Genomic DNA, 14969 nt, shown 5'->3' on the forward strand with positions numbered 1-14969 from the left:
CCAAGGTGTCACCTGTTTCCCACTTTGGCAACCGAGGTGTCATGATGGCCGGGTGACCGACAGTGACCCGCCCCTGGCATCCGACGACCTCGCCCAACGACTGACGGAGGTGTTCGCTCTCGTCGGCCCGCTGTACAGACGGGTTCAGCGCAAGGTGGAAGAGGCCGCACCGATCGAAGGCCTCTCCGTCGGCGTGCGCGCCGTCCTGGATCTGTTGCGCGAGCACGGGCCCATGACGGTTCCGCAGATGGGGCGCACACAGGCGCTGAGCCGGCAGTTCGTGCAGCGCATGGTCAACGACGCCGCTGCGGGGCAGCTGGTCGAGATCGTCCCGAACCCCGCCCACCAGAGGTCGTCGCTGATCCGGCTGACCGATGGCGGCCGGGCGGCGATCGACGCCGCCCTCGCCCGCGAACAGGACCTGCTGCGCCGGGTGGACGGGAACCTGACCGACGCCGACGTGACGGCCTGCGTTCGGGTGCTCAGCAGGATGCTCGATCTCTTCGACAACGTCGACGTGGACTGAGTCGCCGCCCGGTTGCCCGTGAGCGGCCGGTTCTCGATACGGGTGGCCGTGGCGGGAAACCGGCGTCGGCGACACATGTGAGGCAAACGCGCGTCAGGTGCCGGTCCACCGACGGGCTTCCGTCACCGAGTGCGGAACCAATTCGCCGCGTCTACGCTCATACCTGGATCCATGCCGCCAACAGTCGTGGCGCGACAGGAAGCGAGATCCCATGGAGCGGCTCAAGGCATCGGGACTCGCTGGGGAACTCTCGGCGGAGTTCCTCGGCACGATGGTGCTGATCCTCTTCGGCTGTGGTGTCGTGGCCCAGGTCGTCGCGGGCGGTGCGCTCACCGACCCGCCGGGAGGCCTCGGGAATCACGACAGCATCGCCTGGGCATGGGGCCTCGGAGTCACTCTGGGTGTCTACGTGGCGGCCAGACTGAGCGGAGCGCATCTCAACCCCGCTGTCACGCTTTCGCTCGCCGCTTTCAAGGACTTCCCCTGGAAGAAAGTGGCCCCCTATGCGCTCGCTCAACTCCTGGGGGCCTTCATCGGGGCGCTGCTGGTGCGTTGGAACTACACCGAGGCTCTGGCCAAGGCGGACCCGGGACACACGATCAAGACGCAATTCGTCTTCTCGACGCTGCCCGCGAACGGAAACACCGCGCTACCTGTCCACGAGTGGGGAGCGCTGCGGGACCAGGTCATCGGCACCGCCATTCTCATATTGCTGATCTTCGCGGTCACGGATCTGCTCAGCACACCGCCGGGCGCCAACATCAGCCCGTTCATCGTGGGCCTCATCGTGGTGGCGATCGGCATGGCATGGGGCACCAATGCCGGATACGCGATCAATCCGGCGCGCGACCTCGGACCCCGGTTCGCGAGCTTCCTCACCGGCTACGAAGGCGCGTGGCGCGACCAGTACGGGAACCTCTACTTCTGGGTGCCGATCGTGGGCCCGCTCGTGGGCGGCTTGATCGGCGCGTTCGTCTACAAGGCGCTCATCGGCCGCTTCCTGCCGGGCGCGGAACCGGAGCCGGAGGGCAGTATCCCCACGCCGACGGAGAAGTGACGCCCGGTTCCGTCATCGGGCGCGACTCAGGAGAGGCAGCGTGCCATGGCTGACTTCATCGGCGCGGTGGATCAAGGCACCACCAGCAGCCGCTTCATGATCTTCGATCACGGCGGAAACGAAGTGGCCAAGCACCAGTTGGAGCACGAGCAGATCCTGCCCCGCCCCGGCTGGGTGGAACACGACCCGGTGGAGATCTGGGAGCGCACCAACTCGGTGATGCAGAACGCCCTGCGCACCGGAGGTCTCGGTGCCACCGATCTCGACGCCATCGGGATCACCAACCAGCGCGAGACCACCGTCGTATGGGACCCCCGCACCGGTCGTCCGTACTGCAACGCCATCGTCTGGCAGGACACCCGGACCGACGCGATCGCCAAGGCCCTGGAGAACGAGGGACATGGCGAGGTCATCCGGCGCAAGTCGGGGCTGCCTCCGGCCACGTACTTCTCCGGCGGGAAGATCAAGTGGATCCTCGACAACGTCGACGGGGTGCGCGAGGCCGCGGAGCGGGGCCGCGCGGTGTTCGGGAACACGGACTGCTGGGTGCTGTGGAATCTCACCGGTGGTCCCGACGGCGGCATCCACGCGACCGACGTGACCAATGCGAGCCGTACGATGCTGATGGATCTGGAGACGCTCGACTGGGATGACGAACTGCTGGGCATCTTCGGCATCCCCAGAGCGATGCTGCCGGTGATCAACCCGTCCTCCGACGCCGAGGCGTACGGCCGCACGCGTACCTCCCGGCCCTTGCGGGCGGCGATCCCGATCACCGGGGTACTCGGCGACCAGCAGGCGGCCACCGTGGGTCAGGTGTGCTTCGAGCCCGGCGAGGCGAAGAACACCTACGGCACCGGCAATTTCCTCGTGCTCAACACCGGCACGAAGCCGATCCGGTCGCAGCACGGGCTGCTCACCACCGTCGCGTACCGGTTCGGGCGGAACCCGGCCGTCTACGCCCTGGAGGGCTCCATCGCCGTCACGGGGTCCGCCGTGCAGTGGCTGCGCGATCAGATGAAGATCATCACCGAGGCCGCGGAGAGCGAGTGGCTCGCCCGGACGGTCGAGGACAACGGCGGGATGTACTTCGTGCCCGCGTTCTCGGGCCTCTTCGCCCCGTACTGGCGCTCGGACGCCCGTGGCGCCATCGTCGGCCTCGCCCGCTACAACACCAACGCCCATCTGGCACGGGCCACTCTGGAGGCCATCTGCTATCAGAGCCGCGACGTGGTGGAGGCGATGGAGCAGGACTCCGGTGTCCATCTCGACGTGCTCAAGGTCGACGGCGGGGTCACGGCCAACGACCTGTGCATGCAGATCCAGGCGGACGTGCTCGGGGTGCAGGTCAGCCGTCCGGTCGTCGCCGAGACGACCGCGCTGGGAGCCGCGTACGCGGCGGGTCTCGCCACCGGTTTCTGGCGCGACGAGGGAGAGTTGCGGGAGCACTGGCAGGAGTCCAAGCGCTGGGAGCCGCAGTGGAACGACGAGCGGCGCGCCGAGGGGTACGCGGGCTGGAAGAGGGCGGTCGAGCGCACCCTCGACTGGGTCACCGTGGGCTGACGTCAGGGGTCCGACGACCGTACGGGCGCGCTGCGGAGCACGCCCGTACGGTCCGGGCCGGTCAGGCCCCGGTACGCAGTCCCGCCAGCATCTGGTAAACGGTTTCGGTGCCCTGGCGCAAGGCCTCGACGCCGATGTGCTCGTCGGTGCCGTGCATGCGCTTGAGCATGTCCCGGTTCACGGTGAACGGGTACATGCCGTAGACGGGTACGTTCTGCTCCCGGAACGGCACCGCGCTGGTGACCGCCTCGAACTGGCAGGCGGTGGCACGTACTCCGGGATGCGTCCGGCGTACGGCTGTCCGCCAGGCGCGGAAGACGTCCGTGTCGTAGCCGGAGTCGGGGACCGCGAGATAGCCGCGCAACCGGTCCAGAGCCTGCTGCTCGCTCTCGCCGGGGTTGCCGACCACGGTCAGCGTCGCCCGGTTGCCGATCAGCGAGCGCAGTTCGGCGACGACTCGGCCGGGGTCGTCGGCCCCGGGCAGGAACGCCGCGCGGAATTCCGCCGTCGCCGTGCCCGGCACGATGCTCGGGTAGTAGCCGGACTGCGCGGAGGTGAAGGCGAGCGTGGTCCGCAGCATCGCGTTGTGCAGTTCCGGGGTGTCGCTGAGCCGTACCACCGCTTCACCGGCCCGGTCCCGTCGCTGTTCCGTACGGGCATCGAGCATCTCGCGCACCGCTTCGGCGAGCGGCCGGTCGGTGGTGGCCTCGGCGAGTTCGGCGAAGTACTGCCGGGACAGTGCGTTGGGACGGATGTGGGCGCGCCAGTCCCCCAGTTGCTCCAGCACCTCGCCGAGCCGGATCACGGCCTGCCCGGTGAACGGTTTGGACGTGTGGGTGGCGTACGAGGAGGTCTCCAGGCGCAGCAGCAGGGAGCGTTTGTCGTTGCAGGTGAGCGAGGCGATCATGGGGGTCCGGCCGTCGCGTTGGTTGAGCACCCAGCCGCCCTCGGTGACGACCGCGCTCGCCTCGATCCTTCCGGGATGCTCCGCGAGGAACCAGCGCACCCCGTAGGGTCCCTGTTCCTCGTCGCAGTCGGACCAGAGGACGATGTCGCGGTCGAAGGCCGCGCCTTCGCGCACATGACGCAGCAGAGCGGCGACGAAGGCGGCGTTGACGCCCTTCATGTCGAGGGAACCGCGGCCGTACAGCTTGCCGTCCTGGATGTCTCCGGCGAAGGGGTCCGTCGTCCACTTGTCGCCGATGGCGGGGACGACGTCGGAGTGGCCGAGGAGGACCAGCGGCTTCTTCCGGGTCGGTCCGCCGGCCGGTACGCGGGCGAAGAAGTGGACGTTTCCCTCCTTCGGGGTGGGCACGATCTCGGTGCCGACCCCGGCCGCGCGGAAGATGTCCTGGAGCATCCGGGCGAAGGGCAGCGTGAGTGCGCCGTCTCCGGGGTTGCTGGTGTTCTGCCGGATCATCGCCACGGCGAGGCCCACGGGGTCGGTGGGATCCCCGTCGAAGGTGACGCCGCCCCCCGCTGCCGGCGCGGACGCCGATGCTCTGGGTGATCCCGACGCGATCGCGCCGAGCCCCAGCATCGTGCCCGCGACGGCCGTCGCACCGGCGCCGAGCACGGAGCGGCGTGAGGGCCGGGTCGTGGGCAGACCGTCCAGGCAGGCGGATATGACCGCTGCCGGGTTCTCCTGGTGGGCGTAGTGACCGCCCTCGACGGACCGCGCGGTGCACTCGGCACGCGTCCAGTCGGCCCAACGCCGTACGGTGACTTCGGGCACGTGCGGGTCGTCGGTGGCCCACACCGCGCGCAACTCGACGTGCGGTACGGGAGTCCGGCCGCCGTCGTAGCCCGCGGCCAGCCGCAGATCGGCGATGACGGGCGGCAGCAGCACCTCCTCGAAGTCGGGATCCGCCAGCAGCTCCGGGTCGGTCAGTCCGGTCCCGGTGACGAAGGCGTGGGCGTCCTCCACCGTCACCTCGCCGCCGTCGCCGTGGAAGTCGCCGGGACACTGTCCGGCCACCGCGCACAGCCGCGCGACCGGCACTCCGGCGTCGAGCAGCCGACAGCACGTCTCGTACGCCAGCAGCGCGCCGAGGCTCACACCGACCAGCACCAGTCGCCGCCCGCCGCGCGACGCCCGCACCTCGGCCGCCACCGCATCGGCGTAGGCGGCCATGTCGGTGACGGGTTCCTCGTCGACCCGGGTGCCGCGGCCCGGCGGTGTGATCAGCGCGAGTGCGGTGTCCTCGGGCAACCGGCCCCGCCAGCTCGCGAATGTCGAACCGTGGGCGCCGGTGGGTGCGAAGCAGACGACGAGAGTGCCGTCCCGGCCCGGCGGCGGCTCTTCGCCCGTCATGTTCAGCCATGGCACGTTCATGCCTGTTCCTCCTGCTGGATCTCGCGGCACAGCGCGGCGATCGCGGTGACGGTGGGTGCGCCGAGGATGCGGCGCAGGGGGACGCGTCGGCCCGCCGTGCTCGCCAGCCGGTTGGCGAGCCGTACGGCGAGCAGGGAGTGGCCTCCGGCGTCGAAGAAGTTCTGGTCCGCCGAGGCCGGTGGGGCGCCGAGCAGTTCCTGCCAGAGTGCGGCGACAGCTGCTTCGGTGGCGTCGGACGGAGCGAATCCGGCCGTCCGTTCCTGCCCGGCGTTCTTCACGAGTGTGCGCAGGGCGGTCCGGTCGAGCTTGCCGTTGGTGGTCAGCGGGAGCCGGGCGAGCTGCTGGATGCGGGCGGGAAGCATGTAGTCGGGGAGCCGGTCGCGCAGGTAGCCGCGCAGTGCGGCGGGACCTGTCTCCTCGTCGGCCGTGAAGCAGGCGACGATGCGTGTCTCGCCCCGCTCGGTCTCCGTGTACGCCCCCGCGTCGGTGACGTCCGGCGCCTTGCGCAGGGTGGCCTCGATCTCCTCCAGCTCGACGCGGTAGCCCCGTATCTTGATCTGGTTGTCGGCGCGCCCGGTCATCTCCATTACGCCATCGGGGAGTTGGCGGCCACGATCCCCCGTACGGTAGTGAAGGACGCCGTCGTCGTCCATGGTGAAGCGGTCCTCGCCGTCACCGCCGAGATAGCCGAGGGCGAGCGGCGGACCGGAGACCCACACCTCGCCCGTCACGCCGGGCGGCAGCCGTCGGCCGAGCCGGTCGCGGACCGAGAGCACGGCACCCGCCACGGGGCTGCCGACGGGGACACGTTCGGCGTCCGCGGGCAGGAGGGCGGTGTCGTACGCGGCGACGTTGGAGGCGGTCTCGGTCATGCCGTACAGGTTCAGGAGTGTGGCGTCGGGCCAGACCTCGCGGAAGCGCAGGACCGTGTCCACCGGCAGGGTGTCGGCGCCGCTGGTGACCAGTACGGGCCGGTGTCCGCCGGGGCGTTTCGCACTCTCCTCCAGCAGCCCGGCGATCAGCTGCGGGGTCAGGAAGAGATGGGTGATCCGCTCCTGCTCGACGGCGGACGCGAACAGCACCGGGTCGAGGAGCTCATCGGTGCCGAGCACGACGGACGGGATGCCTTTGAGCAGCCCGCCGAGCAGTTCCCACGGCGAGGCGACCAGAGCCAGGGACTTCTGGACGGCCAGCACCGAGCCCTCGGGGAACGGATGGTCCTGCCACATCCACTCCAGCCGCCCGCGGACCGAACGCCTGCTGATGCGTACGCCCTTGGGGTTTCCGGTCGTCCCGGAGGTGTAGACGACATGGAACAGCGCGTCCTCGTCGGGCTCCTGCTCGGGGCTCTGGTGCAGCGGTCCCTCCGTGAGGGGCGCGAGCGTGACGCGGGGGGCGTCCAGTGTCGGGAACTGGTCGAGGCCGGGCTCGGCCAGCACGCAGTGCGGTCCGGTCTCCTCGACCATCCGGCGCTGTCGTCGTACGGGTATCGCGGGGTCGAGTCCGAGATAGGCGGCGCCCGTCTTCAGTACGGCGAGGACCCCGGCGACGGCTGCCGGGCCGCGCTGGGCGGCGAGTGCCACCAGTGTGCCGGGGCCGGTGCCCCTGGCGGCGAGCCGGGCGGCCAGTCGGCCGCTCCACTCGTCGAGTTCGCGGTAGGTGAGGCTGGTGCCGGTGTGGCGCAGGGCTACGGCCCGGGGGTGGGCCGCCACCTGCTCGGCGAAGCGTTCCAGCAGGGTCGGCGTCGTCATCGTTGATCGTCTCCGGGCAGCAGATCGAGGGAACGGATGGTGGTGTGCCCCGCGCGCTCCGGGTCGGTCAGGGCCCGCAGCGCGATCAGCGTGGATTCCAGTACGTTGCGGGCGGCCGGGGCGTCGAGCAGTTCCTGCTGGTACGCGTACTGCAGCAGCAGCCGGCCGGGGCCGTGCGGCTGGACGTACAGCGCGCAGTCGTACTTGGTGTAGCCGGTGTCCAGCTCGACGAAGCGGAAGGCGACGCCCGCCGCCGCGGTGGCGCGGGCCGGGTACGGCAGCATGTTGAGCATGGTCTGGAAGACCGGTGTCGCCGAGGAGCTGCGCGCGGCGGCCGGAAGCCGTCGCAGTGTCCAGCCGAAGGGGTGTTCCGCCGCGGCGTAGGCGTCGTACACCGTCTCCCGCACCTGCGCGGTGAACTCCGTGAGCGTCGCCGCCGGTTCGACGCGCAGGCGCAGCGGCAGCATGGCGAGCACGAACGCCGGGACCTCGGCGGCTTCCGGCCGCTCCCGGCCCGCCATCGGCGCGCCGACGATCACTTCGTCGGCGTCGCCGTAGTAGCTCAGGGCCAGTGCGTAGGCGGCCAGCAACGGCACGAACGCCGTCGCGGAGGCGGACAGCGCGGTGTCCCGCAGCCGCCGGGACAGCTGCTCGTCGAGGACCGTCTCGGTGATCGCGCCCCGGTAGGTGGGGGTGGCGGGCCGCTGCTTCTGCGCGATCTGCAGTGCCGGCAGATCGCCCGCGAGCCGGCGCAGCCAGTACTCCCCCGCCTCGGCGACCTCCTCGGTGGCCAGGTGCCCCTCCAGGTGGTCGAGATAGCGGTCGTACCGGGTGGCGCGCTCCGGGTCGGGTTGTGGCGGCTGCCGTTCGTACAGTCCGGCGAGCCGTTGGAAGAGCACGGTCGCGCCCCAGCCGTCGAGGAGCAGTTCATGCATGGTGACGAGCAGCCGGTGCTGCCCGCCCGGCAGTCGGAACAGCTCGGTGCGCAGGGCGGGTTCGGCGAGGAGGTCGAAGGGTCTTGCCGCTTCCTCGGCCGCCACCGCGCGAAACCCTTCGGGGGTGATGTCCCGGGCCTGTACGGGCAGCGGTACGTCCCAGTGCGGGTAGTGGTGCACCACTTCCTGCCCGCCCGCCCCGTCGGTCTCGGCGAACCGGGCGAGGAGCAGCGGGTTCTCGGCCAGCAGCAGGTGCCAGGCCCGTGCCAGCCGTGTCACGTCCAGCGGACCGTCCAGTTCCAGGGAGCCCTGGTAGCTGTAGTAGGGGCTGAGCGGGTCGAGGCGCCAGTGGAAGTACACCCCGGCCTGCTGCGGGGTGAGCGGCCTGGTCCGGGGGGCGCCCGGGGCCCGCTCAGGTCGGACGTCGGCGGCCCGCTCAGGGCAATGGCCACCGAGCGCGGCGAGTGCGGCGGGGCTGCCGTCGCGCAGCACGTCGCGCAGACCGGCCACCGACCCCTTCGCGCGCAGTGCCGCGACGAGCCGCATGGCGAGCAGCGAGTCACCGCCCAGCTCCAGGAACGCATCGTCCCGGCCGACGCGCCCGGTGCCGAGGAGCTCGGCGATCAGGGCCGCGACGGCGGTCTCCGCCTCGCCGCGCGGTGCCGTGTACGGACGGCTGTCGGGGCGGGTACGGCGCGGTGGTGCGGGGAGCGCCTTGTAGTCCGTCTTGCCGTTGCGGGTGAGCGGGAGCCGGGGCAGTACGACGAAGGTGTGCGGGACCATCGGCGCGGGGAGCCGTTCGGCGAGATGGGCGCGGAGGGCCTCCTCGGCCACCTCGTCCCCGCTGGCGGTGACGTACGCGACGAGCCGCGGCGGCTGTGCGGCGGCGGGGGCGTGGGCGCTCTCGCGGGCGACGAGGGCGCCCGCGTCCTCGGGGGTGTGGAGGGTGACGGCGCAGGCGGCGATGCCGGGGTGGCCGCCGAGCACCGCTTCGATCTCGGCGAGCTCCATGCGCACGCCGCCGAGCTTCACCTGCCGGTCGACCCGGCCCAGGTACTCCAGCCCGCCGTCCGGCAGTACGCGTACGGCGTCCCCGGTGCGATAGAGGCGTCCCCCGCGGTCGTCGAAGGGGTCGGTGAAGAAGGCGAGGGCGGTACGCTCCGGATCACCGAGGTAGCCGCGGCCCACGACGATTCCTCCGACGAACAGTTCGCCGGTCTCCCCGTGCGCGCAGGCGTGCCACTCCCCCTCCTCGGCGCGCAGCACGTACAGTTCGGCGTTCCCGATGGGCGAGCCGATCGGCAGGTGGCGGACCCCGGCGGCCGGTGGGCCGAGCACGGCATGGGTGACATCGTCCGAACACTCGGTGGGGCCGTAGGCGTTGAGCAGCCCGATGCCGGGCATGGCGTCGTGCCACCGTCCGGCGAGAGCCGGCGGCAGCTCCTCACCGGTGGCGATCATCCAGCGCAGCGCACCGGGCCTCGTGCCCGAGCCCTCGTGGGCGTCGAGCAGGAAGCGGATCAGGGTGGGTACGGTTTCCAGCACCGTTGTTCGGCGGCTGCGCAACCCTTCCAGCAGCAGCGCGCCGTCCTGTGCCTGTTCGTCGCCGAAGACCTGGACGCGGCCGCCGACGAGCAGGGGGGCGAGCATCTGCCAGACGGAGATGTCGAAGCCCAGGGGCGCGGTCTGTGCCAGCCGGTCGTCCGCGGTCAGCCCGAGGTCGTCGATCTTGGCCCACAGATGGTTGAGCATCCCCTGGTGTTCGACGATCGCGGCCTTGGGACGGCCGGTCGATCCCGAGGTGTAGAGGACGTAGCGCACCTCGTCACGTGCGAGCGGGGCGGTCCGGGTGTACGGAGGGTCAATCGGTCGCGGCGCCGCGGTGGGGACTTCGGCCGCGCGCGCTCCCTTGACCATTTCGCCGCCGGCCGCCGGTCCGCCGGTGGTCAGCAGCAGGACGGCTCCGCTGTCGGTGAGCAGGGACTCGACGCGGGCGGCGGGCCACCCGGCGTCCACCGGCAGATAGACGGCGCCCAGCAGCTCCAGCGCGAGAAAGGCGGTGACGACGTCACCGCCGCGTCGGCCGCCGACCGCGACGATCTGTCCGGCCGCGACCCCGGCGGCGGCCAGCTGCGCGGCGGTGCCGTGCATGCGGTCCGCCAGCTCGGCGTAGCTCAGGGAGACTTCGCCGTCGTCGATCGCTGTGCGGTCCGGGTGCGTGGCCGCATGCCGGTCGACGTACGCGTGGACTCCTTCGCGCAGCTCGTACGGCTCGCTGCGGGTCAGCGCCGCGGCGAGGGCCCGCTCCCGCGCTCCTTCGGCCAGCGGGAGCTTCGGGTAGTGCTCGGGCAGGCCGGTCACCGGGCCCCCTTCTTCTCCGCCACGACGAGCAGGTACTCGACGGGCACGCCCGTGCCCCGGCCTTCGGTGGTGTGGAAGCCCTCGGTCATCTCGACCATCTCCGCCCTCAGTTCCTTCCAGCGCGAGGGCGGCGAGATGGTGTTCTTCGCCGCGATGCAGGGCCCGAAGCAGTTCTCGAAGAAGGCGACGAGGTCCTCGGCCGTACCGAACGGGTAGAACAGTTCACGGCGTTCGGACGTGATCGTGAATCCGGGGCCGAGCAGTTCGGCGAGATGGTCCGGCGAGCCCCACAGCATGGGCTGGCCCTGGTGGCCGTTGGGCGAGGGGAAGTAGGCCGAGAGGATCTCCTGGAAGTGCGCCGTCCAGCTGCGTGCCGTCCAGTTGCACATGCCGATCCGGCCGCCGGGCCGAAGCACTCGGGCCATCTCACCGGCGGCCGCGGCGTGGTCCGGTGCGAACTGGATCCCGTAGGTGGACGTCACCAGGTCGAACGCGGCGTCGGGGAAGGGGAGTTCCTGTGCATCACCGCAGTGCAGCTCCACCTCGACACCGGCCTTCGAGAACCGCTCACGCGCGTCGGGGAAGAACTCGTCGGTCAGGTCCAGCCCGGTGACGACACAGCCGCGCAGAGCGGACAGCAGTGCGACGTTGCCGTTTCCGGTGGCGACGTCGAGATGACGGGTGTCCGGTGCGGGGGCGAGCCGGTCGACCAGCTCCTCGGCCCCGGGCCGCAGCAGATCGGCGACATGCCGGTACTCGCCGTACGACCACATGGTGCGGTTGATCTCCTGGACGTATCGATCGATCGTCATGCGGATCCCCCTCAGAGAGTGAGCCTGGAGCCCAGACCGGCGGTTTCGGCGCGGGCACGGATGTGGTCGGCGACGGCGACATCGAGGATCGACATACCGAACGGGTTGCTGATCACGATCTCGTCCGGGTCCCGTCGGCCCGGGTGCCGGCCGGTCAGCACATCGCCGAGCGTGCCGTCGACGCGACGGGCGCCGGGTCGCGCGGTGACGCCTTCTCGCGGGGTGCCGTCGGGTCCGAGCAGGGTGCCCGCCCGGTGCATCCGGCCCAGCAGTCGGCGCGGGTCGTCACGGACCAGGCTCCAGTCGTCGACGATCACCGTGCCGGCCGAGAGCACGGCCGCCTCGGTGAGGTCGTCCAGCGAGACGTGGCAGACGAGTGCTCCCGGCCGCAGCCAGTCGGGCTCGATGTATCCCTGCGTCACCGTCGTGACGGGCACCACGAGTTCGGCGTCGCGCACGGCTGCCCGTGGACCGTCGGCGAGCACCGTCTCGATCGCGTCGGCTCCGGGGAGCGACGCGATGTACTCGGCGACGGACTTCGCACGGTCGGGTGCCACGTCGTACAGGGCTATTCGGCGGAGCGACGGCACGGTGCGCAGCAGCAGTGAGACATGCGCCTGTGCGAGCGCGCCGCAGCCGAGGAGAGCCAGCTGCCGCGGTTGCGGAACGGCCAGGTGGCGTGCGGCGAGCGCGGTCACCGCCACGGTCCGCATCGCGCTGATGTACGCGGCCTCCATCAACGCGAGGGGGCGGGCGGTCTCCGGGTCCAGGAGCAGGGTGAATCCCTGGGAACGCGGTATGCCGCGGCCCGGGTTGCCCAGCGAGGCGTTGATGGTCTTCATGCCGATGACCGGTGGCCTGCCGACCTGTGTCAGGGCCCCGGGCATGGCCAGCAGCCGGGCCGAGTCGCCCTGCGGGGTGGTCCAGCCGAGATACGCCTCCTCGGGAAGGACGGACTGGCCGGCGGAGTGCAGCGTGAGCGCCTCGGCCACCGCCGTCACGATGTCCACGTCGCGGGCCGCCTCGATGACGTCCGCACGGGTCAGATAGCGGAAGTGGCTGTCGGGGTAGTGCTCGAAGTCCATGGCGGTCGGGGCTCCTTGACGAGGGAATCGTGGGTGGTCGGGCGGTCCGGACGGGGCGCTTCAGCCGCTGGTGCCTCGCGGCCCGCGCAGCATCACGAGGGGGACGAGCGCGCCGAGGAGCAGTACGCAGGCGAGCGCGATCCAGCCGGCCGTGCCGAGGGCGAGCACGACGCCGGTCATCAGCACCGGGCCGGCCACCCGGTTGGCGACCGTCCGGCTGGTGTTGAACAGCACCAGATAGGCGCTGCGTGCCCGCTCCGGTGCCAGGTCGAAGGAGAGTGTCCAGGAGGCGCCGACCTGGAGCAGTTCGGCGAACGTCAGAAGGACGACGGCGGCGCCGAGCACCAGCAGTGCCTCCCGCGCCCCGAAGCCCGGCGCGGCGGCGAAGGCCAGGGCACCGAGGGCGAGCAGCAGCGTGGCACTCGCGTACGAGTACCACGCCCGGCGCGTCGTGCTGTAGCAGCGGTTGAGCGGATACTGGAGGGCGATGCACAGCACGGTGTTGACGGCGTAGAGGATGCCGACGTAGCGCTCCGGTACGTCGGTCTCGGTGACGAGCCAGAGCGGGAAGGCCACGTTGAGTACCGGCATCCACAGCGACACCAGCGCGTTGTACGCGGTGAAGCCCAGCAGCCGGCGGTCCTTGAGCAGCTCCGAGACATGGGCGCTCCCGACGGCGGTCGCGGCCTCCTCGCCCCGCGCGGTGGCGTACACCGCGGCCACCACGACATAGGCGACTGCGCCGCCGATCAGCAGCGGCCGGAACGCTCCGGGCGCTCCGGAACCGAGGGCGACTCCGGCGATCAGTCCGCCGAGGCTGATGCCGAGGTTGACGACGGTGCGCTGTACGGCCATCACCTTCGCGCGCAGGCTCTCGGGGGCCCGCGCCCCGACGTACGACTGCACGAGTGGTGGCGAGGACTGCTCGGTGACGGCGATGACGGCGACCACGAGGAGAAAGCTCCACCAGCCGTCCACCCACAGATAGCCGACGGTGGCCAGCGCGCGGAGCAGCATCACGGCGATCAGTACGGGCTTCGGCCCGAAGCGTCCGGCGACCCGGGCGATGGGCACGGCGGCGGCTACGGCGACGGCTCCGCCGATGGTCAGGCCGGTGCCGACGGACGAGGTGCTGAGATGGGCGACCTTGACGAAGTAGATCGTCGAGACGGCGAGGAACAGTCCCGTACCGGTCCACTCGATCAGCGTGGCGCCCTGGACCAGTGGCAGGAACTGCCGGTAGCCGGTCCCCGTCCGGCTCCGGTCGAGGGTGGTGCTCGTGCCCATGGTCAGTGCTCCTGGTGCTTTCGGTCGAAGAAGAGTCCTTCGCTGCGCAGTTGGTTCACGGCGGCGTTGATCTCCCTGACGATGCCCTGCTCGGTCGCCCAGTCGTCGGAGTAGAGGGTGTCGCGGTACTTGCGGCCGCCGTCGGCGGCCAGGCACACCGGGAGCCGGCCGTCCGTGCGGTCGTTCTCCAGGTCGGTCAGCAGCGCGCGTACGACACAGCCGCTGGAACCCCCGAGGACGAGTCCCACGTCCTCGGCGAGGATGCGGCAGACGGCGATCGCCTCGATGTCGTCGACGTGCACGGTACGGTCGTAGCTGTGCGGCCCCTGGAGGAAGGCCGACGGCCGGCTGGCCCCTATGCCGGGTATCAGGCGGCGCCCGGCGCTGCCCGCGACGGCGAGCGAGCCGCGTACGTCCACCGCGACCGCGGCGACATCGGGCCGGCGCTCGCGCAGATGCGCGCTGATGCCGGCCAGGGTGCCGCCCGTGGAGACCGGTACGTACACCGCGCCGAGCTCCGGGCCGGTCTGCTCGGTGATCTCGGGGCCGGTGGTGCGGCGATGGATGTCGGGCGAGGCCCAGTTCTCGTACTGGTTGGGCCAGCGGTATGCGGGGTTCTGGGCGCACAGTTCGCCCACCCTGCGCAGTCGGCTCAGCAAGTAGCCGCCCTGGCCGTCGGGTTCGTCGACGACGATCACCCGGGCACCCCGGTCGATGAGTGTTCTGCGGGTGGCATGCGGGGTCTTCAGGTCGACCACCGCGAGGAAGACACAGTCGATCGAGGGCAGCAGCCGGGCCAGAGCCAGGCCGAGGTTGCCGGAGGTGGATTCCACCACCACGGTGCCCGGGGTGAAGGGCCGTTCGTCGTGGAGTGCCTGTAACAACCCCACAGCGCTGCGGTCCTTCACCGATCCGGTGGGGCCGCTCTCCTCCAGTTTCAGTCCCAGACGCCGCGTCCGGCCCCGGTGGGCGACGTCCAGGTGAAGTAAGGGAGTCCTACGCAGGGCCCGTTCGAGAACGGGTTCGACACGCGGCACTGCTTCCCCCTGGGCGATGCGTCGTGGACCTTTTCCGTGGTTCGACCGGACTGCTTCGCTACGCGCACTCAGACCTTAGGCATGCACCCCCCGGTGCCACCACGCCCTCGCCCCCGGCCCCTTGTGGCGCTTGGCGAGAAGAGCGCTTGACGCCTCCGAGCCGTCTCGCCCTCGCACTGCCGAAACCAGCGATGACGGACATACGCCTCGGTGGCCGACC

Annotated in this window: 10 protein-coding genes; 3 read left to right on the forward strand and 7 right to left on the reverse strand. The window is 70.9% G+C overall.

All coding sequences use genetic code 11. The features are described from left to right. Nucleotides 1–52: 52 nt before the first annotated feature. The 3 genes from ACIQCZ_RS25035 (at nt 53) to glpK (ending at nt 3146) form a co-directional block, all read left to right on the forward strand. On the forward strand, nt 53–526 hold the full coding sequence (locus ACIQCZ_RS25035) for a MarR family winged helix-turn-helix transcriptional regulator (RefSeq protein ID WP_402284923.1): 474 nt from the start codon (nt 53–55) through the stop codon (nt 524–526). 211 nt (nt 527–737) lie between these two features. Next, a complete protein-coding gene (locus ACIQCZ_RS25040) occupies nt 738–1583 on the forward strand; it encodes an MIP/aquaporin family protein (RefSeq protein WP_402284925.1) in 846 nt (281 codons plus the stop codon). A gap of 45 nt (nt 1584–1628) precedes the next feature. After that, on the forward strand, nt 1629–3146 hold the full coding sequence (gene glpK, locus ACIQCZ_RS25045) for a glycerol kinase GlpK (RefSeq protein WP_402284927.1): 1518 nt from the start codon (nt 1629–1631) through the stop codon (nt 3144–3146). Nucleotides 3147–3207: 61 nt separating this feature from the next. On the opposite strand, the gene ACIQCZ_RS25050 is transcribed toward glpK, so the two are convergent. The 7 genes from ACIQCZ_RS25050 to ACIQCZ_RS25080 are packed head-to-tail and all read right to left on the reverse strand — an operon-like array spanning nt 3208 to nt 14749. Continuing rightward, nucleotides 3208–5481 carry a M20/M25/M40 family metallo-hydrolase gene (locus ACIQCZ_RS25050; RefSeq protein WP_402284928.1) on the reverse strand — a complete coding sequence of 758 codons (2274 nt, stop codon included), beginning with the start codon at nt 5479–5481 and terminating at the stop codon, nt 3208–3210. Then, complete coding sequence (locus ACIQCZ_RS25055) at nt 5478–7232, reverse strand: AMP-binding protein (RefSeq protein WP_402284930.1); 1755 nt, start codon at nt 7230–7232, stop codon at nt 5478–5480. The genes ACIQCZ_RS25050 and ACIQCZ_RS25055 overlap by 4 nt, the downstream gene beginning before the upstream one ends. Further along, nucleotides 7229–10528 carry an amino acid adenylation domain-containing protein gene (locus tag ACIQCZ_RS25060; protein ID WP_402284932.1) on the reverse strand — a complete coding sequence of 1100 codons (3300 nt, stop codon included), beginning with the start codon at nt 10526–10528 and terminating at the stop codon, nt 7229–7231. Before ACIQCZ_RS25060 ends, ACIQCZ_RS25055 begins: the two co-directional genes overlap by 4 nt. Continuing rightward, nucleotides 10525–11340, reverse strand: coding sequence for a class I SAM-dependent methyltransferase (locus ACIQCZ_RS25065; RefSeq protein ID WP_402284933.1), 816 nt, complete (start codon nt 11338–11340; stop codon nt 10525–10527). Before ACIQCZ_RS25065 ends, ACIQCZ_RS25060 begins: the two co-directional genes overlap by 4 nt. An 11-nt stretch (nt 11341–11351) precedes the next feature. Next, complete coding sequence (locus ACIQCZ_RS25070; RefSeq protein ID WP_402284935.1) at nt 11352–12425, reverse strand: ornithine cyclodeaminase family protein; 1074 nt, start codon at nt 12423–12425, stop codon at nt 11352–11354. A gap of 60 nt (nt 12426–12485) precedes the next feature. After that, nucleotides 12486–13712, reverse strand: coding sequence for an MFS transporter (locus tag ACIQCZ_RS25075; protein ID WP_402284937.1), 1227 nt, complete (start codon nt 13710–13712; stop codon nt 12486–12488). 2 nt (nt 13713–13714) lie between these two features. Then, nucleotides 13715–14749 (reverse strand): pyridoxal-phosphate dependent enzyme, encoded by a 1035-nt coding sequence (locus ACIQCZ_RS25080; RefSeq protein ID WP_402284939.1) that lies wholly within the window; start codon nt 14747–14749, stop codon nt 13715–13717. Between the last annotated feature and the right edge of the window lie 220 nt (nt 14750–14969).

Origin of the sequence: Streptomyces sp. NPDC093149 (assembly GCF_044754145.1) — a bacterium.
GTDB lineage: Bacteria > Actinomycetota > Actinomycetes > Streptomycetales > Streptomycetaceae > Streptomyces.